The sequence below is a fragment of the Roseinatronobacter thiooxidans genome (assembly GCF_001870675.1).
GTDB classification, from domain to species: Bacteria; Pseudomonadota; Alphaproteobacteria; order Rhodobacterales; family Rhodobacteraceae; genus Roseinatronobacter; species Roseinatronobacter thiooxidans.
In genome coordinates this window covers 14,720-32,735 of record NZ_MEHT01000012.1, presented here as the reverse complement: position 1 = coordinate 32,735, position 18,016 = coordinate 14,720, and the positions used below count along the sequence as shown (strand labels likewise).

At 60.5% G+C, this 18,016-nt stretch carries 17 protein-coding genes; 11 read left to right on the top strand and 6 right to left on the bottom strand.

The window, feature by feature from the left end; translation table 11 throughout:
- Positions 1-45: 45 nt before the first annotated feature.
- Positions 46-798 (top strand): transcriptional regulator FnrL, encoded by a 753-nt coding sequence (fnrL, locus tag BG455_RS07405; RefSeq protein ID WP_071469358.1) that lies wholly within the window; start codon positions 46-48, stop codon positions 796-798.
- Between the two features lie 285 nt (positions 799-1,083).
- Here fnrL and BG455_RS07400 read toward each other — a convergent pair whose 3' ends face one another.
- Positions 1,084-1,923, bottom strand: a complete 840-nt coding sequence (locus BG455_RS07400) for a universal stress protein (RefSeq protein WP_071469357.1) — start codon at positions 1,921-1,923, stop codon at positions 1,084-1,086.
- 200 nt (positions 1,924-2,123) lie between these two features.
- Here BG455_RS07400 and ccoN point away from each other — a divergent pair, with 200 nt between their 5' ends.
- The 8 genes from ccoN (at position 2,124) to ccoS (ending at position 10,267) form a co-directional block, all read left to right on the top strand.
- Positions 2,124-3,731, top strand: coding sequence for a cytochrome-c oxidase, cbb3-type subunit I (gene ccoN, locus BG455_RS07395; RefSeq protein WP_071469356.1), 1,608 nt, complete (start codon positions 2,124-2,126; stop codon positions 3,729-3,731).
- A 14-nt stretch (positions 3,732-3,745) separates the two neighbouring features.
- Positions 3,746-4,474, top strand: coding sequence for a cytochrome-c oxidase, cbb3-type subunit II (gene ccoO, locus BG455_RS07390; RefSeq protein WP_071469355.1), 729 nt, complete (start codon positions 3,746-3,748; stop codon positions 4,472-4,474).
- Positions 4,475-4,486: 12 nt separating this feature from the next.
- Positions 4,487-4,705 (top strand): cbb3-type cytochrome c oxidase subunit 3, encoded by a 219-nt coding sequence (locus tag BG455_RS07385; RefSeq protein WP_071469354.1) that lies wholly within the window; start codon positions 4,487-4,489, stop codon positions 4,703-4,705.
- Positions 4,705-5,637, top strand: a complete 933-nt coding sequence (gene ccoP / locus BG455_RS07380; RefSeq protein WP_084386190.1) for a cytochrome-c oxidase, cbb3-type subunit III — start codon at positions 4,705-4,707, stop codon at positions 5,635-5,637. The genes BG455_RS07385 and ccoP overlap by 1 nt, the downstream gene beginning before the upstream one ends.
- A 357-nt stretch (positions 5,638-5,994) precedes the next feature.
- The gene (gene ccoG, locus BG455_RS07375; protein ID WP_071469353.1) at positions 5,995-7,425 is read left to right on the top strand and encodes a cytochrome c oxidase accessory protein CcoG; all 1,431 of its coding nucleotides are present in this window, start codon (positions 5,995-5,997) and stop codon (positions 7,423-7,425) included.
- Positions 7,422-7,889, top strand: coding sequence for a FixH family protein (locus tag BG455_RS07370; protein WP_071469352.1), 468 nt, complete (start codon positions 7,422-7,424; stop codon positions 7,887-7,889). Before ccoG ends, BG455_RS07370 begins: the two co-directional genes overlap by 4 nt.
- 9 nt (positions 7,890-7,898) lie before the next feature.
- A complete protein-coding gene (locus tag BG455_RS07365) occupies positions 7,899-10,082 on the top strand; it encodes a heavy metal translocating P-type ATPase (protein WP_071469351.1) in 2,184 nt (727 codons plus the stop codon).
- An 8-nt stretch (positions 10,083-10,090) separates the two neighbouring features.
- Positions 10,091-10,267 carry a cbb3-type cytochrome oxidase assembly protein CcoS gene (gene ccoS / locus BG455_RS07360; RefSeq protein WP_071469350.1) on the top strand — a complete coding sequence of 59 codons (177 nt, stop codon included), beginning with the start codon at positions 10,091-10,093 and terminating at the stop codon, positions 10,265-10,267.
- Between the two features lies 1 nt (position 10,268).
- Here ccoS and BG455_RS07355 read toward each other — a convergent pair whose 3' ends face one another.
- The 5 genes from BG455_RS07355 to BG455_RS07335 all read right to left on the bottom strand — a co-directional run bounded on the left by BG455_RS07355 (position 10,269) and on the right by BG455_RS07335 (position 14,892).
- Positions 10,269-11,192 (bottom strand): lysophospholipid acyltransferase family protein, encoded by a 924-nt coding sequence (locus tag BG455_RS07355; RefSeq protein WP_071469349.1) that lies wholly within the window; start codon positions 11,190-11,192, stop codon positions 10,269-10,271.
- A 53-nt stretch (positions 11,193-11,245) separates the two neighbouring features.
- A complete protein-coding gene (locus tag BG455_RS07350; RefSeq protein WP_071469348.1) occupies positions 11,246-12,616 on the bottom strand; it encodes a glutamate--cysteine ligase in 1,371 nt (456 codons plus the stop codon).
- 67 nt (positions 12,617-12,683) lie between these two features.
- Entirely contained in the window at positions 12,684-13,208 is a 525-nt protein-coding gene (locus tag BG455_RS07345) for a hypothetical protein (RefSeq protein ID WP_071469347.1), read from the bottom strand.
- Positions 13,199-14,161 carry a phosphotransferase gene (locus tag BG455_RS07340; protein ID WP_170124750.1) on the bottom strand — a complete coding sequence of 321 codons (963 nt, stop codon included), beginning with the start codon at positions 14,159-14,161 and terminating at the stop codon, positions 13,199-13,201. The genes BG455_RS07345 and BG455_RS07340 overlap by 10 nt, the downstream gene beginning before the upstream one ends.
- Complete coding sequence (locus BG455_RS07335; RefSeq protein WP_071469345.1) at positions 14,158-14,892, bottom strand: 16S rRNA (uracil(1498)-N(3))-methyltransferase; 735 nt, start codon at positions 14,890-14,892, stop codon at positions 14,158-14,160. Before BG455_RS07335 ends, BG455_RS07340 begins: the two co-directional genes overlap by 4 nt.
- A 12-nt stretch (positions 14,893-14,904) precedes the next feature.
- On the opposite strand from BG455_RS07335, the gene ubiA reads away from it, so the two are divergent.
- Both ubiA and BG455_RS07325 read left to right on the top strand, forming a co-directional pair.
- A complete protein-coding gene (gene ubiA / locus BG455_RS07330; RefSeq protein ID WP_071469344.1) occupies positions 14,905-15,885 on the top strand; it encodes a 4-hydroxybenzoate octaprenyltransferase in 981 nt (326 codons plus the stop codon).
- 35 nt (positions 15,886-15,920) lie between these two features.
- Positions 15,921-17,948 (top strand): OmpA family protein, encoded by a 2,028-nt coding sequence (locus tag BG455_RS07325; RefSeq protein ID WP_084386187.1) that lies wholly within the window; start codon positions 15,921-15,923, stop codon positions 17,946-17,948.
- Positions 17,949-18,016: the final 68 nt, after the last annotated feature.

The window sequence follows — 18,016 nt, the reverse complement described above, 5'->3', positions numbered from 1 at the left end:
TTTAAATCCTGATAACTAGAAACACCTTGATGCAGATCAAACCTGATGACCCGAGTGAGCCAGAAAATTCAACCCTTCTCCCAAGAATGTAACGACTGTCCGATCCGACATAGGGCGGTCTGTGCCCGGTGCGAGGCAGATGAACTCACTTTGTTGGAGCAGATCAAGTATTATCGCAGCTTTGAAGCCGGTCAGACAGTTGTCTGGGCAGGCGACAAGATGGATTTCGTTGCATCGGTGGTAACGGGCATTGCGACGCTTAGTCAGACAATGGAAGACGGACGCCGCCAGATGGTTGGTCTGTTGCTGCCATCTGATTTCGCGGGCCGTCCGGGGCGTGAAACCTCGGCCTATGATGTGACTGCGGCGACTGATCTTGTCATGTGCTGTTTTCGCAAGAAACCGTTTGAAGAGCTGATGATCCGCACACCCCATATCGGCCAGCGCCTGCTGGAAATGACGCTGGACGAACTGGATGCCGCGCGCGAATGGATGCTGCTTTTGGGCCGCAAAACCGCACGCGAAAAGATTGCCAGCCTGATCTGCATCATCGCGCGGCGGGATGCGTCCTTGCAGCTGAATGCATCTGACGGCGAGTTGCGCTTTGATCTGCCCCTTACCCGAGAGGCGATGTCGGAATATCTGGGCCTGACGCTGGAGACTGTCAGCCGTCAGGTATCGGCCCTGCGCAAAGAAGGGCTGATCGTGACCGAAGGCAAGCGCCAGATCGTCATTCCGGATTTCGACCTGTTGCTGGAAGAAACCGGCGACGATTCTGACGGTGGATTCTTGATCTAAGCCTTGCGCGCGCCGTGTTCCATGGCGCTGCAAGGGCATGAATGCCGCAAACTGGTTCTCTGGCCCGCCACTTGGTGCCGCTGTCATTGTGACCGCTTGTCCTAGCGCGCGCCCGTTATGCCCGCTCACCCAGATGAGGCTGGCAGGGACACCCAAACCCTTGCCCCCAATACAGCCCTATGCGGCGGTTGAAGGCACCCCGGCGCGGCCCTTTGCAATGGGAACCGCCCCCGACCCGCGCCAGCGCTGACACATCGAGCAAGCTATGCTGTAAGGTGGCGCGCCTTAGCGCGCCATGAACACGGGCAGGTTGGTTTCTTCCAGCAAGTTTCGCGTGGTCCCGCCCAGAATGGCTTGGCGCAGCCGTGAATGGCTATAGGCCCCGATTACCAGCAAGTCCGCCGCCTGATCTGTGGCATGGCGGCGCAGCATATCGCTGATGCGCGGCAAAGTTTTGGCGATGACCGAAACATCGACCTGAACGCCATGGCGCGCCAGCATTTGCGTCAGCAGCCCGCCGGGGTCAGACCGCTCGACCCCATGTGCGGGTGGGTCGACAATGACGATATTCACCAAGTCTGCGTTTTGCATCAAGGGCAGCGCTGCGCGGGCCGCATGCAGGGCCTCGTCGCTTTGGTTCCATGCCAGAACGATCTTGTTGAACTTTGGCAGCTCCGTCCCCAGTTCGGGCAAGATCAACACAGGGGAATCGCCATCGAACAAGGCGGCTTCGGCGGTGATCTCGTCTTGTGGGCCGCGGTGCTCGCCATAAGGGCGGGGCAGGATTACCAGATCGGAAAACCGCGCTTTCAGCCCGACAAAGGAATTGATCCCGCCAAGGGTCAGCACTGCTGTATCTACCCCCCAGCGAATATTCGCGCCGCGCAAATGGTCTTTCGCCGTCTGCGCCAGAGCATTCGCACTGGCTTGCGCTGTATCAAGGGCATCTTGATAGATGATGGCAGGGGCGCCCGCGTAAAACCCCACGCTTTGCGTCGTATCAATGCCAAGGCAGCACACTTCCAGATGCGCATCAAAGCGCGCAGCAAGGCTTGCTGCCGAATCAAGCTGCGCCACTGCATCTGTGTCAGAGGCAAGAAATGTGCAGATAGATTTGTAAGCCATGCGTCATTCTCCTGTTTTGGTGGTATAGCCATCTATGCCTTGAGAAAACTTGCGCTGCGATGATCTGGCGCAAGGGATCACTGCGCAGTCATTGATATGAATCAAAGTCCTGTTTTCCGACCCGTGACAAAAGGCATCATGCAAAACTGTGTCTGTGACGGCTATACGGGTCGCAGCGCGATAAATAAGGGACGCAGACTATGTGGGATTACATTAAGCTTGCTGTGCTGGGGTTGGTTGTGGTGGTTGCCGCAATCGCTGCCAGTCTGGCACGCGATTTGCCATATTTGGTCCATATGCTGGTGATCATGCTGGCTTCAGCAATCACCTTCTTCTGGATCATCCGCCGTGTGGGAGAGCCTGCTTTGGTGGAGAATCCGAATGAATATATGGACGGGCCAATTCGTTTTGGCGTTATTGCAACAGCTTTTTGGGGCGTTGTCGGGTTTCTGGTGGGCGTTGTTATCGCCTTTCAGCTGGCATGGCCGGAACTAAATTTTCAATGGGCCGAAGGGTATCTGAACTTTGGCCGCCTGCGTCCTTTGCACACCTCGGCGGTGATTTTTGCCTTTGGGGGTAATGCGCTGATCGCGTCTGCGTTCTATGTGGTGCAGCGCACCTCGGCGGCGCGGCTCTGGGGGGGCGGGCTGTCATGGTTCGTGTTCTGGGGTTATCAGGTTTTCATCGTCATGGCGGCAACCGGCTATGTGCTTGGGTCCACCCAGGGCAATGAATATGCCGAACCCGAATGGCTGACCGATCTGTGGCTGACCATTGTCTGGGTTGCGTTCCTGCTGGTCTTCATGGGCACGATCATCAAGCGCCGAGAGCCGCATATCTATGTGGCCAACTGGTTCTACATGGCCTTCATCGTGACTGTGGCCATGCTGCATATCGTGAACAATCTGGCAATTCCGGTGTCGGCTTTCGGGTCGCGGTCAGTGCCGGTCTGGTCTGGCGTGCAATCGGCCATGATCCAGTGGTGGTACGGGCATAACGCGGTGGGCTTCTTCCTGACCGCCGGTTTCCTTGGGATGATGTATTACTTCATCCCCAAGCAGGCTGAGCGCCCTGTCTACAGCTATAAACTGTCGATCATGCATTTCTGGGCGCTGATCTTCCTGTATATCTGGGCGGGTCCGCACCATTTGCACTACACCGCGTTGCCTGACTGGGCGCAGACACTTGGCATGACCTTCTCGATCATGTTGTGGATGCCAAGCTGGGGCGGCATGATCAACGGTCTGATGACGCTTTCGGGCGCATGGGACAAGCTGCGCACCGATCCGATCATCCGCATGATGGTGGTGGCTGTGGGCTTTTACGGTATGGCCACGTTCGAAGGGCCGATGATGTCGATCAAGGCCGTGAACAGCCTGTCGCATTACACTGACTGGACCATCGGCCATGTGCATTCCGGTGCGCTGGGCTGGAACGGCATGATCACCTTCGGGATGCTGTATTATCTGGTGCCAAGACTGTGGCAGCGTGAACGGCTGTATAGTCTGCGACTGGTCAGCTGGCATTTCTGGTTGGCCACAATCGGGATCGTGCTTTACGCCGCCTCGATGTGGGTGACAGGGATCATGGAAGGTCTGATGTGGCGCGAAGTCGATGCGCAGGGCTTCCTTGTCAACTCTTTCGCTGACACGGTTGCTGCGAAATTCCCGATGTATGTGGTGCGGGGCTTGGGCGGAACACTGTTCCTGCTGGGCGCGATCATCATGTGCTACAACCTGTGGAAAACTGTGACCAGCACGGCAGAGCGTTCGCCTGCCCGCGCTGCTGGCGCAGTGCCTGCTGAATAACGGAAGGCGCGATAATGGGACTTCTTGATCATCACAAGAAAATCGAAACACATGCCACGCTGTTGCTGGTGCTGTCGTTTCTGGTTGTGACCATCGGGGGCATAGTGCAGATCGTGCCGCTGTTCTACCTCGACAACACCATCGAGAAAGTAGAGGGCATGCGCCCCTACGCACCGTTGGAGTTGGCGGGCCGCGAGATCTATGTGCGCGAAGGGTGCTATACCTGCCACAGCCAGATGATCCGCCCCATGCGCGACGAGGTGGAACGCTACGGCCATTACAGCCTTGCCGCCGAGTCGATGTATGACCACCCGTTCCAATGGGGGTCCAAGCGGACAGGGCCGGATCTGGCCCGTCTGGGCGGGCGGTATTCGGACGATTGGCATGTTCAGCACATGATGGACCCGCGCGCGGTGGTGCCCGAATCCATCATGCCCTCTTACGGGTTCATGATGAACCGCGTTCTGACCCGCGAAGACGCCGAGCATGTGCGCGATATCATGTCTGTCTACCGTCTTCTGGGCCATCCTTATACCGATGAGATGATGGAAAACGCTGTCAGCGATTTCTTCGCGCAGGTGGATGAATTCGGCGACCCAGTTGCCGACCGCTACCCCGGCGCGCAGCAGCGCAACTTCGACGGCCAGCCGGAACTGACCGAGATGGATGCGATCATCGCCTATATGCAGATGTTGGGAACATTGGTCGATTTCGACACATTCGTACCCGATCCAAGCCGTTAAGGGGGGGCAGATATGGAAACCTATACCTGGCTTCGCGCATTTGCCGACAGTTGGCACCTGCTGTTCATGTTCTGCTTTTTTATCGGGGTTTTCATCTACATCCTGCGCCCCGGCGCAAGCAAGGTGCATGATGAAACCGCGAACATGATTTTCCGCAATGATGACAAGCCCGAGGGTGACGATACCGGCACCCGCAAAGGGCGTCACTCAGAACCCAAAGAGGCCCGCTGATGGTCGAGTCCAAAGATAAAACGCCAGAGAACAAGGTCACGCCTGCCGCGCGGCAATACCCTGACCCTGCCTCGAAACTTCGGCAAGACCCGCCAACGACCGGCCATAGCTGGGACGGGATCGAGGAATATGACAACCCGATGCCGCGCTGGTGGGTGTGGATTTTCATCATCACCATCATCTGGGCTGTGGGCTACTGGATTGCGATGCCCGCATGGCCGGGCATTCAGTCGGCCACATCCGGGATGCTGGGCTATTCGTCGCGCGCCAATGTCGCCACCGAGATTTCGGAGTTCGAGGCTCGCAACGAGCAGTTCTTTGTCCAGTTGCTGGAAACCGATCTGGATGCGATCCGCGACAATGACGAATTGCACCGCTTTGCGGTGAATGCCGGCGGGTCGGTGTTTCGTGCGCAATGCTCGCAATGTCATGGCACTGGCGGCGCAGGGGTGCAGGCCAACGGCTTTCCCAACCTGCTGGATGATGACTGGCTGTGGGGTGGGACGATGGACGATATCGTAACCACGATTTCCTATGGTATCCGCAACGAAGACTATCCCGATGCGCGCTATTCGGCCATGCCCGCTTTCGGGCAGGATGGTCTGCTGGACAATGACGAGATTGATCAGGTTGTGAACCATGTCCTTTCCTTGTCGGGGGCTGATCATGATGCCGCGCTGGCAGCGGCAGGGGCGGAAGTGTTCGATCTGAACTGCGCCTCGTGCCACGGTGTCGAGGGTGAGGGGGATTACTTCATCGGCGCCCCCGCGCTGAACAACCAGATCTGGCTGTATGGCGGTTCGCCCGATGCCATCCGCGAATCGGTCTATTATTCGCGCTTCGGTGTGATGCCCGGCTTCGAGCGGCGTCTGCGCGATGCGGAAATCCGCGCGGTTGCAGCCTATGTCCACCAGTTGGGTGGCGGCCAGTAATCTTGGCGGCACCCTTTGAAACACCCGTCAGGCCCCCGTTTGGGGGCCTGTGCTTTTGGCGCTGTCAGCCTTGCGACATACTGTCATCTGTAAACAGATGTGCAAAGAGACTTGATCTGTATCAATGAAACACATCCCGACACATTGCACATCAGCATTGCGCCCTGCGTGTCAGGGCAGCACCGGTCTCTGTATCCTGTTCGCGCGTGTTGTCAGAGACCGGTGCACCACGCGCCCCTCTCCTTGCTGCGGCATCTTGTCCAAAGATGTATTTTCAAGACCTCTTTTGATGCAGGTCAAGGCTTTGGCCTTCGTGCTGTGGGATCAACCGATTAATCAGATTGCAGGAGTTGTCAGGTGAGTGCTCAAGACCAAACCCCGCCCCCCCTTTATGCCAAGCGAGAGCCGATTTTTCCACGCCGCATCAAGGGCAGTTTCCGCACCATGAAATGGTGGTTGCTGGCGGTCATGCTGGGCATTTACTACATCGTGCCCTGGATTCGCTGGGACCGTGGCCCCGAGATGCCCAATCAGGCGGTTTTGCTGGATTTGGGCAACCGGCGCTTCTTTTTCTTCATGATCGAAATCTGGCCGCATGAGTTTTACTTCGTGGCGGGCCTGCTGATCATGGCGGGGATCGGGCTGTTCCTGTTCACATCGGCGTTGGGGCGGGTGTGGTGCGGCTACGCCTGCCCGCAAACTGTCTGGACGGACCTGTTCATTCAGGTTGAACGCTGGGTCGAGGGGGACCGGAACGCGCGGCTGCGCCTGCACCGCCAGAACTGGAACGCCGAGAAGATTCGCAAATACGGGATCAAATGGACCGCTTGGTTCCTGATCGGCATGGCCACAGGCGGGGCGTGGGTGTTCTATTTCGCCGATGCGCCCACGCTGTTTGTCGATCTGTTCACCGGACAGGCGCACCCCATTGCCTATATGACCGTGCTGATCCTGACGATGACAACCTTCCTGTTTGGCGGGTTCTTCCGCGAACAGGTGTGTATCTATGCCTGCCCATGGCCGCGCATTCAGGCCGCGATGATGGATGAGGATACGATCACCATCGACTACCGCGACTGGCGCGGTGAACCGCGCGGCAAGCTGAAAAAGGGCCAGATGGACCCCAATCAGGGCGATTGCATCGATTGCATGGCCTGCGTCAATGTCTGCCCCATGGGGATCGATATTCGGGACGGGCAGCAGATGGAATGCATCACCTGCGGGCTGTGCATCGATGCCTGCGACGAGGTGATGGACCGGATCGGCAAGCCGCGCGGGCTGGTGGCCTATATGGCCCTGTCAGACGAGATTGCAGAACGCGAGGGCAAAGCCCCGAAATCGGTCTGGAAGCATGTCTTCCGTCCGCGCACGATTCTCTACACCACGATCTGGAGTGTGATCGGCATTGGCCTGATCGTTTTGCTGTTTATCCGCAGCGATCTGGACATGAGTGTGGCCCCTGTGCGCAACCCCACGCATATTGTTTTGTCGGATGGGACCGTGCGGAATATCTATGACATCCGCCTGCGCAACATGCATAATGAACCCCGCGACTTTGTGCTTTCGATCACGGAAAACCCCGATCTGTCATTGTCGATCGAAGGGGAACCCGCAACGCTGGTCACGGTTGGGCCAGATGAACAGGCGCTGTTGCGCGTCTATCTGACCGCCCCGCCCGACACGCCATCCAACCGCGCCGATAGCAGCCCGGTGCGGATATGGGCCACAATCTCGGGCAGCAACGATCGGGTCTATTCCGACACAGTCTTCAATGGGAGGAACCAATGACACAAAATTCGGGCCGCAAATTCCAGATGACAGGGCGCAAGGTTCTGATCATCGCGGTGTCATCCTTCGGCGTCATTCTGGCCGCCAATCTGACCTTGGCCTATAATGCGGTCAGTACCTTTCCGGGGCTGGAAGTGGACAACTCTTTCGTGGCCAGTCAGAATTTCAATCAGGAACTGGCCGAACAGCTTGCTTTGGGCTGGGAGGTGAAGGCCACCCATGAAGATGGCATGCTGAAACTTGCGATCACCGATGCAGACGGGCCAGTGCGTGTGGCGCATCTGGATGCGGTTCTGGGGGCGGCCACCCATGTGCGTGCCGATCAGGTGCCAGAGTTCCGCTTTGTCGATGGGGCGTATCGCGCGCCGGTCGATATTGGCGAGGGGAACTGGAATATCCGCCTGCATGCCGTGGCCGCTGACGGCACAGAATTTCGCCAGCGTGTGGTTTTGCACATCCGCTAAGGGGGCTTGATGCATAGCGTGACGATCCGCCCCTCGGCCTGTCCGGCCTGCGATGCCGCCCCTGCCGCCGAAGCGCTGGCGGGCAAGGCGGCCTTGCCCGATGCGCGGATTCTGCTGTCGGTGCCAGATGTGCATTGCGCGGCCTGTATTGGCACGATCGAACGCGGCATGGCGCAGATGGAGGGGGTGCGCTCTGTCCGGCTGAACCTGACGCTGAAACGCCTAAGCGTGGATGCGAAAGCGGGGGTTGAAGCCAGTGATGTCATTTCGCGGCTGGACAGGCTGGGCTATGAAGCACACGAGCTGGACCCCGGCACCCTGTCGATGACAGAAACCGAAAAGCAGGGCCGCGAATTGCTGATGCGGTTGGGCGTTTCAGGCTTTGCGATGATGAATATCATGCTGCTGTCAGTGGCGGTCTGGGCGGGGGCCGAAGGGGCCACGCGCGACATGTTCCACCTGATATCGGCGCTGATTGCTGTGCCAACAGTGGCTTTCGCGGGCCAGCCCTTCTTTCGCAACGCATGGAAAGCGCTACGCGCGGGCCGCATGGATATGGACGCGCCGATATCTGTGGCGCTTGTTCTGACGCTGTTCATTTCCATATACGAGACGTTGCAATCGGGCGAACACGCCTATTTTGAAGCGGTTGTCATGCTGATCTTCTTTTTGCTGGCAGGCCGCTATCTGGATTTTCGCGCACGCGCCGTAGCCCGTTCCGCCGCGCAGGAATTGTCCGCCTTGGAAGTGCCGCGCGCTGTGCGGTTGGTGGATGGGGTGGAAAGCACGGTGCAGGTGGCTGATCTGGCTGTGGGCGATGTGGTGGTGGTGCGCCCCGGCGGGCGCATGCCGGTGGATGGCGTCATCATTTCTGGCAAATCCGAGATTGACCGCGCGCTTCTGACGGGCGAGACATTGCCGGTTTTCGCCGCACAAGGTGTGATTGTCAGCGCGGGAGAGGTTAATCTGACCGGCCCCTTGCAGGTACGCGTCACAGCGGCGGGCAAGGACAGCTCGCTTCACCGCATGGCCGATCTTGTGGCCACCGCCGAATCCGCGCGCACCCGCTACACCACTGCTGCCGAACGCGCGGCCAGTGCTTACGCGCCCACCATCCCGATTCTGTCTTTCGGGGCGTTTGTGGTCTGGATGTATCTGTCGGGCGGCGATCTGCGCCTGTCGCTGAATATTGCCGTGGCCAGCCTGATCATCACATGCCCTTGCGCGCTGGGGCTGGCGGTGCCTGCGGTGGTGACATCGGCCAGCGGCAAGATGTTTCGCAAGGGTCTGCTGATAAAGGATGGCACCGCGTTGGAGCGGCTGGCCGAGGTGGACACTGTCGTGTTCGACAAGACCGGCACTTTGACAATGGGCACGCCTGTGCCCACCAATCTGGACCAGCACGCGCCTGACAGTTGCGCTGTGGCGCTGGCATTGGCCGAAGGGTCCAGCCACCCGCTGGCGCAAGCCCTTGCGCGCGCCTTGCATGAACGCGGGGTGCACCCTGCGGCGTTGGACAGTGTGACCGAACAGCCGGGCTATGGCATGGAAGGCCAGTGGCAGGGCCAGCGCGTGCGGCTGGGCCGCGCCGATTGGGTAGGGGCCGATGCGCGCACAACTACGGCTGCCTATCTTGCGATGGGTGGCGCGACGCATGCTTTCACCTTTGCCGACCATTTGCGCCCCGGTGCGGCCGATGTGGTCGCAGGCTTGCAGGCGCAGGGCAAGGCGGTGTGGCTGATCTCGGGCGATGTGCCGGGCGCGGTGCAGGAACTGGCGCAGCGCCTGAATATCGCCGATTGGCAGGCCGGTGCCTTGCCGCAGGACAAGGCCGACAAGATCAACGCGCTGCAAGCGGCAGGCCATAAGGTGCTGATGGTGGGGGACGGGTTGAATGACACAGTCGCCCTGTCGGCGGCGCATGTGTCCATCTCGCCCGCCTCGGCGCTGGATGCGGCGCGCGCGGCGTCCGACATGGTGCTGCTGGGCCGCGACATCACCCCTGTGGCCGATGCGGTGCGCATGTCGAAAACCGCCATGCGGCGCATCCGCGAGAATTTCTGGCAATCTGGCATTTATAATGTCATCTTCGTGCCCGTCGCCCTGTTTGGCTATGCGACACCACTTTGGGCGGCGGCGATCATGTCGATCTCGTCCATATCCGTGACGCTGAATGCGCTGCGGTTGAAATAAGGGGCATTATGGAAGTTCTGGCGATTCTGATACCAGTATCCCTGTTTCTGGGCCTTTTGGGTCTGGGTGCGTTTGTCTGGACGCTGCGCAAGGGCATGTATGACGACCCCGATGGCGACAGCCAGCGCATTCTGGACACGCGCTATGATGACAAGCCCAAACCCATGCCCAAGGATGATGACTGACTTAGGGCGCTTTGCGGGGCGTGTTCTTCTTCCAGCGCCTGTGCGACCACATCCACTGGTCCATGTTGTCGCGCACCAGTGCTTCGACTGACGCATTCAGCGCGCGGGTCATTGTGGCTGCGTCTGTGTGGGGAATGGGCTGCTCGACCCGCACGCGAAAGCTGGTGCCATCGGGCTGGCGGATGCCGTAAACCGGCACCAGCAATGCGCCATGTTTCAAGGCAATCTCGGCCGATGAAAGCGCCGTGCGCGCAGGCTGGCCCATGAAATCCATCAACTCGCCATGGTCCATGTAATGATCGGCGACCAGCCCGATCATGCCGCCCTTGCGCAGGAATTTCAGCAGCCCAGCCAGCCCTGTGCGGTTGCGCGCGAATACAGGGCTGCCGATGCGTGACATGGCCGCCACATAGCGCGCGTTGAATGCAGCGTTGCGCATGGGCATGTAGATGCCCGCAATCTTGCAGCCGCGGTCTTGCAACACCACGCGCGCGGCCTCGTAATTGCCCAGATGCGCGGTCACCAGCACCACAGGCTGGCCCGCATCGCGCGCCGTCTCCAGCGCGGGCAGGCCGCCCCCTTCGACAGGGCTGTTGCGGACATGGTTAATGAAATCCTGCCCGGCGAATGTCTCGGCCAGGGCGCGGGCCATGTTGCCGGGCACGCGGCGGCAGATACGCCGGATTTCACGCTCTGGCAGGTCAGGGGCGATCAGGGCCAGATTGGCGCGTATCCGGGGCCGCATGCCTGCAACAGGGCCGATGATATTGGCACCGATCCAACCCAGTGTTGCAATCCGGCGCTTATAGGGCAGCAGACGGGTGGCCCCCAGAAGCACCGCACTCAGGCGGTCTTCAAAGCGGTGTTTCCAGCTTGGCGCGGGTTTGCCCGCTTTGGCCGGAGGGGGGGGCGCAGGATACGACATGTGGATTGATTGCACCCTGCCTGCCATCTCGTCAAGCAGGGTGGCAATTGGCCCTAATAGCTGTAATCGGCATAGATGCGGGTCAGATCGCCCTGCCAGTCGCCATGATAGCGCGCCAGCAGTTCATCTGCGGGAATCTGGCCTGTCTCGATGCTTTCTTTCAGCGCATTCAGGAAATGCGTCTCATCGGGCAGCATGCCGCCTGCGCCGGGGCAGGCGCGGGCCTTCAGGCCCGCTTCGGCAATATCCACCACCTCGCGCGCCAGATCATGCAGTTTGAACCGGCCTGCCGACCCGTGCAACCCATCGACAGATGCGGCAATGCGCAGGGCGTCGCGGGTTTCTGCGTCCAGTTTCTTGGCCAGATCCCATGCGGCATCCAGCGCGGTTTGGTCATAGGTCAGCCCGACCCAGAAGGCAGGCAGCGCGCAGAGCCTGCGCCACGGCCCACCATCGGCCCCGCGCATCTCGATGAATTTTTTGACGCGCGCTTCGGGGAAGATCGTCGTCAGGTGGTCCGCGAAATCCGACAATGTGGGAATTTCACCGGGCAGGGCAGGCAGTTTGCCTTGCAGGAAGTCGCGGAAGCTTTGGCCCAGAGCGTTGATGTATTTGCCATCCCGATAGACAAAATACATCGGCACATCCAGGGCGTAATCGACCCATGCCTCGAACCCGAAACCGTCTTCGAACACGAAAGGCAACATGCCGGTGCGCGCGGCATCCAGATCGCGCCAGACGCGCGCGCGCCAGCTTTTGTGGCCGTTGGGTTTGCCATCCAGAAAGGGTGAATTGGCGAAAAGCGCTGTTGCCACAGGCTGCAAGGCCAGTGCGACGCGCAGTTTCTGCACCATATCCGCCTCGGACGAGAAGTCGAGATTCACCTGAACCGTGCAGGTGCGATACATCATCGTTTTGCCCATGGTGCCGACACGGTCCATGTAATCGGTCATCAGCGCATAGCGGCCCTTGGGCATGACCGGCATCTGCTCGTGGCTCCAGATCGGGGCGGCACCAAGGCCGATAAAGCCCACGCCAATGTCATCGGCCACGCTGCGCACTTCGCGCAGGTGCTGGTTCACCTCGTCACAGGTCTGGTGGATGGTTTCCAGCGGTGCGCCTGACAGTTCCAACTGCCCGCCCGGTTCAAGCGACACATTCGCGCCGTCCTTTTCCAGCCCGATAATCTTGTCGCCTTCCAGCACAGGCGCCCAGCCGAAACGGTCGCGCAACCCTTCCAGCATCGCCTTGATCGAGCGTGGGCCGTCATAGGGCAGGGGGTTCAGCGTCTCGTGGCAATAGCCGAATTTCTCGTGCTCGGTGCCGATGCGCCAATCTTCCTTGGGCTTGCAGCCCTCGGCCAGATATTCGGCCAGTTGGGAAATGTCTTCAATCGGCCCGCCGCCGGTCTGGGGAATGGACATAAGCGCTCCGATTTGCTGGTCCTGATGTTGAGGCAGACTTGGAGTTTGCGCGCGGGCAAGTCAAGCCTCAGCGCAACTGCAAATGGCGGTTGCGCCGCGACGGGTGCAGCCAGATCGCGCGCGCATGGGGCGGGGCGGGGTCATTCAGCGCATCCAGCAAGGCTTGCATGCGCAGGTCTGGCAAGGTGGCAAAGGCGTCAAAAAGCGCGTCGCTGCCCGAAGCCGCAACCGGAATTTCCAACCGTGTGTCGTCTTGCGCGACCATCAGCCAAGTCTGTGCGGCATCAATCAGATGCAGTTCCACCAGATCATTCAGGGCGATGAATCCCCCCTCGTCCGGCCCGAAATAGGAAATCTGCCCTTCAACCACCTGCACAATGCCCGGCCCGGTGCCCACGCGCTGAAACCGCAGCCTGCGCCAGCCGATGAAGGCAATGCCAAGCCCTGCCAGAATGACAAGCACAGCGAGCAGCTGGAAAAAACTGTCCCGCGCCTGCAAGGCCCACAAGCCGAACAGTGCCACACCCAGCCCTGTCAGAACTTCGGACCAGCGCGACAGCACCGCACGCAATTCGGGGCGGATCAGGGGCATGGCACAGTCTCCAGCCAGTTTTGGATGGTCGCACGGGCAGGCGGGCCAAACCGCAAGCCATGATGCGCGATGAGAACCTTGGCCAGTCGCACGCCGGTCAGAAAGTCGAAAATCCCCGCATTCGGCCCCTCATGCGCCAGCGCCCCGACCGACAAAAGCGCCGCGCGCAGGTCAGGACACAGCCCTTTGTGCAGCGGCATGTCAGGGGTCGCGCATAGCAGATGATGCGTCAGCCCCGACAAAAGCCGCGCCATGTCCAGCGCAATGGGCAAGTCGGTGCGCTTGTCGATGTCGATCACACTCAGCCGCGCGCGATCTGCGTCCCACAAGATATTATGCGGTGCGAAATCCTGATGGATTGGCCCTTTCGGCACGGGCAGGCCGCGCAAAGGGGGGGCGCGTTCCCCAAGCCGCTGTATCACTGCCTGCACCAAGGCGCTGTCATTGGGGCCAAGTGGGGCTGCCGCCAGTTCGGCCTGTACCATTTTGACCCAGAAACCGGGGCTGAACTGGCCCGCTGTCGCCTCTCTGCCAAGGCTATGGGCCAGCCATTGCCCCGCCAACTGCACCAGTTCGGCCCGCATGGGCGCGGGCACGTCAGGGATCACATGGTCAAGGCGTGTTCCCGTGGCGAAAGGCAGGATCACCAGCGCAGCTTCGGGGGCGGTTGCAAGGCAGGTGGCGGCATGCAGCTTGCCCACAGGAAACAGCGCGCGCAGGCGGTCATGTTCGGCGTGAAGTGCTTGCATGGCGGGCACCGGATCGGCCACATGATGTTGCTTTACGATCACCTCTCGCCCCTGCCATGTGGCACGCGCGACGCAGGATCGGGCATCTTGCTTGATCACCTGCGCAATGCGCGGCGGGTCTGTCGGAAAGGCTGCATTTGCAACCTGCTGCAACGCTGCATGCCCTTGGCGGCGCTGCACCAGCGCACGCAAGGGCGCGATCACGCCCAATCCCCTTTTTGCGCCTGCCACAGCGTCAGGGCGGCCACGGCTGCCGTATCCGCACGCAAAATGCGCGGCCCAAGCGAGATGGATTGCACGCCGGACATGGCACGCAGGCGCGCGCGCTCGGTCGGGGAAAAGCCCCCCTCTGGCCCGATCAGGATTGCGACAGGGGCAGGGGGCAGGCTGGGGGTTTGGGCCGTATTGGCAAGGTCTTCATCCGCCCAGATCAGCGCGCGCCCTTCTGGCCAATGCGCCAGCAGGCGCGAGAGCGGTTGCAACTCGGCCACCTCTGGCACAAAGGTGCCGCCGCATTGCTCGGCGGCCTCGATCGCGTGGGCTTGCAGGCGGTCTTGGCGGATGCGTTCGGAATTGGTGAATTCGGTCTGCACAGGCAGAATCCGCGCCGCGCCCAGTTCCGCGGCCTTCTCGACAATGAAATCGGTGCGCGCTTTCTTGATGGGCGCAAACACAAGCCACAGGTCTGGGGGCATGCGCTGGGGGGCGGATTGGCCCAGACACAGGGCCAGCGCCCCGCGCCGCCCGATTTCGGTAATTTCGGCCAGCCATTCGCCATCGCGGCTGTTAAACAACGCCACTTGCGTGCCCGTTTGCTTGCGCAAAACGGTGTTAAGGTAATGCGCCTGCGCCTGTGACAGGGCAATGCCTTGCCCCTGACCCAAAGGCTGCTCTACAAAGAGGCGAATTTTCGCGCGGATGATGCTGCTGTCCATGAGGCCAAGACTATGACCGGAAACGACCAAAGGCCAGAGGGTGCGGGCCAAGAAGACAGCGTGGCGGATGCCTATGATGCAAATTGGGTGGATCGCTACGCACCGCCCGATCTGAAACCCTATCTGCGCCTGTCGCGCGCCGACCGCCCCATTGGCACATGGCTGTTGGTGCTGCCCTGCTGGTGGGGGGTGTTTCTGGGGGCCGCAGCTTTCCCCGAAACGGCGGGCTGGCTGACCTTGTGGATTTTCGTGGGCTGCGGGATTGGCGCGTTCCTGATGCGCGGGGCGGGCTGCACCTGGAATGACATTACCGACCGCGACATTGACGACAAGGTGGCGCGCACCCGTTCGCGCCCGATTCCGTCAGGTCAGGTCACGGCCAAGGAAGCGGCAATCTGGATGGCCGTGCAGGCAGGGGTTGCCGCGCTGATTCTGTTCACCTTCAACTGGACAGCGGTGGGGCTGGGGGTGTTGTCGCTGGGGTTGGTGGCGATCTACCCGTTTGCCAAGCGCTTTACATGGTGGCCGCAGGTGTTTCTGGGGCTGGCCTTTAACTGGGGTGCGCTGCTGGCATGGACCGCGCAGACCGGATCGCTGGGCCTGCCTGCGGTGTTTCTGTATCTGGCGGGCATCAGCTGGACGCTGTTTTATGACACGATTTATGCCCATATGGACCGCGAAGATGATGAACTGATCGGCGTCAAATCCACCGCGCGCCTGTTTGCCGAGAATACCGAAACATGGCTGCGGGGGTTTTTGATTGTCACAGTCGTGCTGATGTCGCTGTCTGTGATCTATGCTTTGGCCCCGCTGGCGGACCCGCTGAAAATGTCGCTGGGGCTTGCGGGCGCTTGGGCGATGGGCTGGCATATGAACTGGCAACTGGGCAAGCTTGACATAGATGACACGCAAATGTGCTTGCGTCTGTTCCGTTCAAACCGGGACGCTGGCTTGTTTGCTGCGCTGTTTCTTGCCATCACCATGTTCGTGTGATTGCGCCTGCCGCACCAAGGCGCTAGGGGACCGGCATGAAAGATCGACTGTTACAGGTCACGCAGAAAATGCGTGCGCTACAGCTGGCCGATGTCAGGTCATATAAGGGCTATGTCCTGATGGCCTCCATCTTTGGGCTGGCGGTTGTGCTGGCCTTCGGCGCTGCCACGCTTGCGGTGCGGGGCATTGAGCATGTGGTCGCGCGTGACACGCGCGCTGTGCTGGCCCAGAATGGCCTTGATTGGGCCGAAGTGCAAACCGATGGCCTGTTGCTGACCCTGCGCGGCGAAGCTGATAGCGAAGCGTCGCGCTTTCGTGCCCTCAGCGTTGTTTCGACCGTGGTTGCGGCAGAACGGGTGATTGACGATATGCAGGTCGCCCCCTCGATGGAGATTGCCGCGCCGCGTTTCCTGATGGAGATTTTGCGCAACGGGCTGGATGTGTCGGTGATCGGGCTTATCCCGACAGATTTCGACACTGCCAGCATTGTCAGCCGGATTGAACAGATCGACCCGGAAATATCGGTCATCGACATGCTGGAAACAGCCAGCCACCCTGTACCATTCGGCTGGGACCGTGCCGTGGCTTTCGGGCTGGAAGCCCTGACGCTGATTCCAGCCAGCAAGATTTCCATTGCGGCCGATCAGGTAGAAGTCACAGGGCTGGCAGATAGCGAACGCCAGCGCAACGAGATGCGCGAAACGCTGATGCGCGACCGCCCGCGCGGCCTGATTGCCAGCATCAACATCTCTGCGCCGCGCCCTGTTATCACGCCCTTTACCTTGCGCTTTGTGATCGAGGAGTCTGGCGCGCGGTTTGACGCCTGTTCTGCCGACACAACCGAGGCCCGCATGGCCATTTTGCGCAGCGGCAGGGCCGCAGGGGCGCAAGGGGTGATTGACTGCACCATCGGGTTGGGCAGCCCCTCGCCGCGCTGGCAGGTGGCCGCGACAGAATCCATCACGGCACTGGCCGCGCTGGGCGCGGGCAGTGTGACGATTGCGGATACAGATGTCTCTCTCGTGGTGCCGAATTCCATCGCACCAGAGCGGCTGGACCGTGTCGCCGCCGATCTGGAACGCGTGTTGCCCGAGGTGTTCTCGCTGGACACTTTGCGCTTGCCGCCAAGCGCGGGCGATGAGGGCGAGCGCAGCGACCCCGCCATCGAATTTGTCGCCAGCCGCGCCGAGGATGGTATTGTCTTGTTGCGCGGGCAGTTGACAGATGCACGCTTGCGCGATGCTGTGCATGCTGTCGCAAAAACCGAATTCGGGCTGAATGCCGTGCGGATCAATGCGCGCCTTGACCCCGACCTGCCCGAAGGCTGGCCGGTACGCGCATTGCTGGCGGTGGATACCTTGGCGCAGCTGGAACATGGTCAGGTGCGCGTGCGCGCTGACCGCTTTGACATCAGCGGTGTATCGGGCGATGCCTCGGTGTCTGACAAGATATCACGCGCAGTGGCCGAACAACTGGGGCGCGGTGCGGTGTTCAACCTTGATATCCGCTATGATGAACGGTTTGATCCTGTGGCGATGCAGCCCTCGCCCGCGCGCTGCGAAAGATGGATCAAGGATGTGCTGGAAGAACAGCAGATCACATTTAATCCCGGCTCCGCCTCTATCGTGACGGATGCAGGGCGTGTGTTGGACAAGATTGCCGAAATTCTGCGCGACTGCGGGCGGCTGGAATTTGAAGTGGCGGGGCATACCGACAGTCAGGGCCGTCTGGAAACCAATATGCGCTTAAGCCAGCAACGCGCCGAGGCGGTTGTCGCGGCCCTGTCCGGGCGCGGGATTCTGGTGTCGGATTTTGTGGCCAAAGGCTATGGGCCGGAATTTCCTGTGGCGGATAACGCCACCGCAGCGGGGCGCGAGGCGAACCGCCGGATCGAGTTCCGACTGACGGGAGAGTCCGCAGCAGAAGCCGAAGCCGAGCGGGCAGGGGGCGCGCCTGTGCCAGAAGAGGCAGCACCAGAGCCACCCGACGAGGCCGATCTGGAGATTGAAGTAACCAGCGGCGCAGGCGATGTGCCGCGCCCGCCAGAGCGGCCACAAAGATGACCGTTGCGAAATGAACCGCCTATGCGCCATGGTGCCAAGCAGGATAAAACCCTGCACTGAGGGAAGCC

Coding starts and splice junctions, on each gene's coding strand:
- BG455_RS07325 (WP_084386187.1), top strand. CDS start 15,921: ATGAAAGATCGACTGTTACAGGTCACGCAGAAAATGCGTGCGCTACAG.
- BG455_RS07335 (WP_071469345.1), bottom strand. CDS start 14,892: ATGGACAGCAGCATCATCCGCGCGAAAATTCGCCTCTTTGTAGAGCAG.
- fnrL (WP_071469358.1), top strand. CDS start 46: ATGACCCGAGTGAGCCAGAAAATTCAACCCTTCTCCCAAGAATGTAAC.
- BG455_RS07370 (WP_071469352.1), top strand. CDS start 7,422: ATGACACAAAATTCGGGCCGCAAATTCCAGATGACAGGGCGCAAGGTT.
- ccoS (WP_071469350.1), top strand. CDS start 10,091: ATGGAAGTTCTGGCGATTCTGATACCAGTATCCCTGTTTCTGGGCCTT.
- BG455_RS07355 (WP_071469349.1), bottom strand. CDS start 11,192: ATGTCGTATCCTGCGCCCCCCCCTCCGGCCAAAGCGGGCAAACCCGCG.
- BG455_RS07365 (WP_071469351.1), top strand. CDS start 7,899: ATGCATAGCGTGACGATCCGCCCCTCGGCCTGTCCGGCCTGCGATGCC.
- BG455_RS07400 (WP_071469357.1), bottom strand. CDS start 1,923: ATGGCTTACAAATCTATCTGCACATTTCTTGCCTCTGACACAGATGCA.
- ccoO (WP_071469355.1), top strand. CDS start 3,746: ATGGGACTTCTTGATCATCACAAGAAAATCGAAACACATGCCACGCTG.
- ccoN (WP_071469356.1), top strand. CDS start 2,124: ATGTGGGATTACATTAAGCTTGCTGTGCTGGGGTTGGTTGTGGTGGTT.
- BG455_RS07385 (WP_071469354.1), top strand. CDS start 4,487: ATGGAAACCTATACCTGGCTTCGCGCATTTGCCGACAGTTGGCACCTG.
- ccoP (WP_084386190.1), top strand. CDS start 4,705: ATGGTCGAGTCCAAAGATAAAACGCCAGAGAACAAGGTCACGCCTGCC.
- BG455_RS07350 (WP_071469348.1), bottom strand. CDS start 12,616: ATGTCCATTCCCCAGACCGGCGGCGGGCCGATTGAAGACATTTCCCAA.
- ubiA (WP_071469344.1), top strand. CDS start 14,905: ATGACCGGAAACGACCAAAGGCCAGAGGGTGCGGGCCAAGAAGACAGC.
- BG455_RS07345 (WP_071469347.1), bottom strand. CDS start 13,208: ATGCCCCTGATCCGCCCCGAATTGCGTGCGGTGCTGTCGCGCTGGTCC.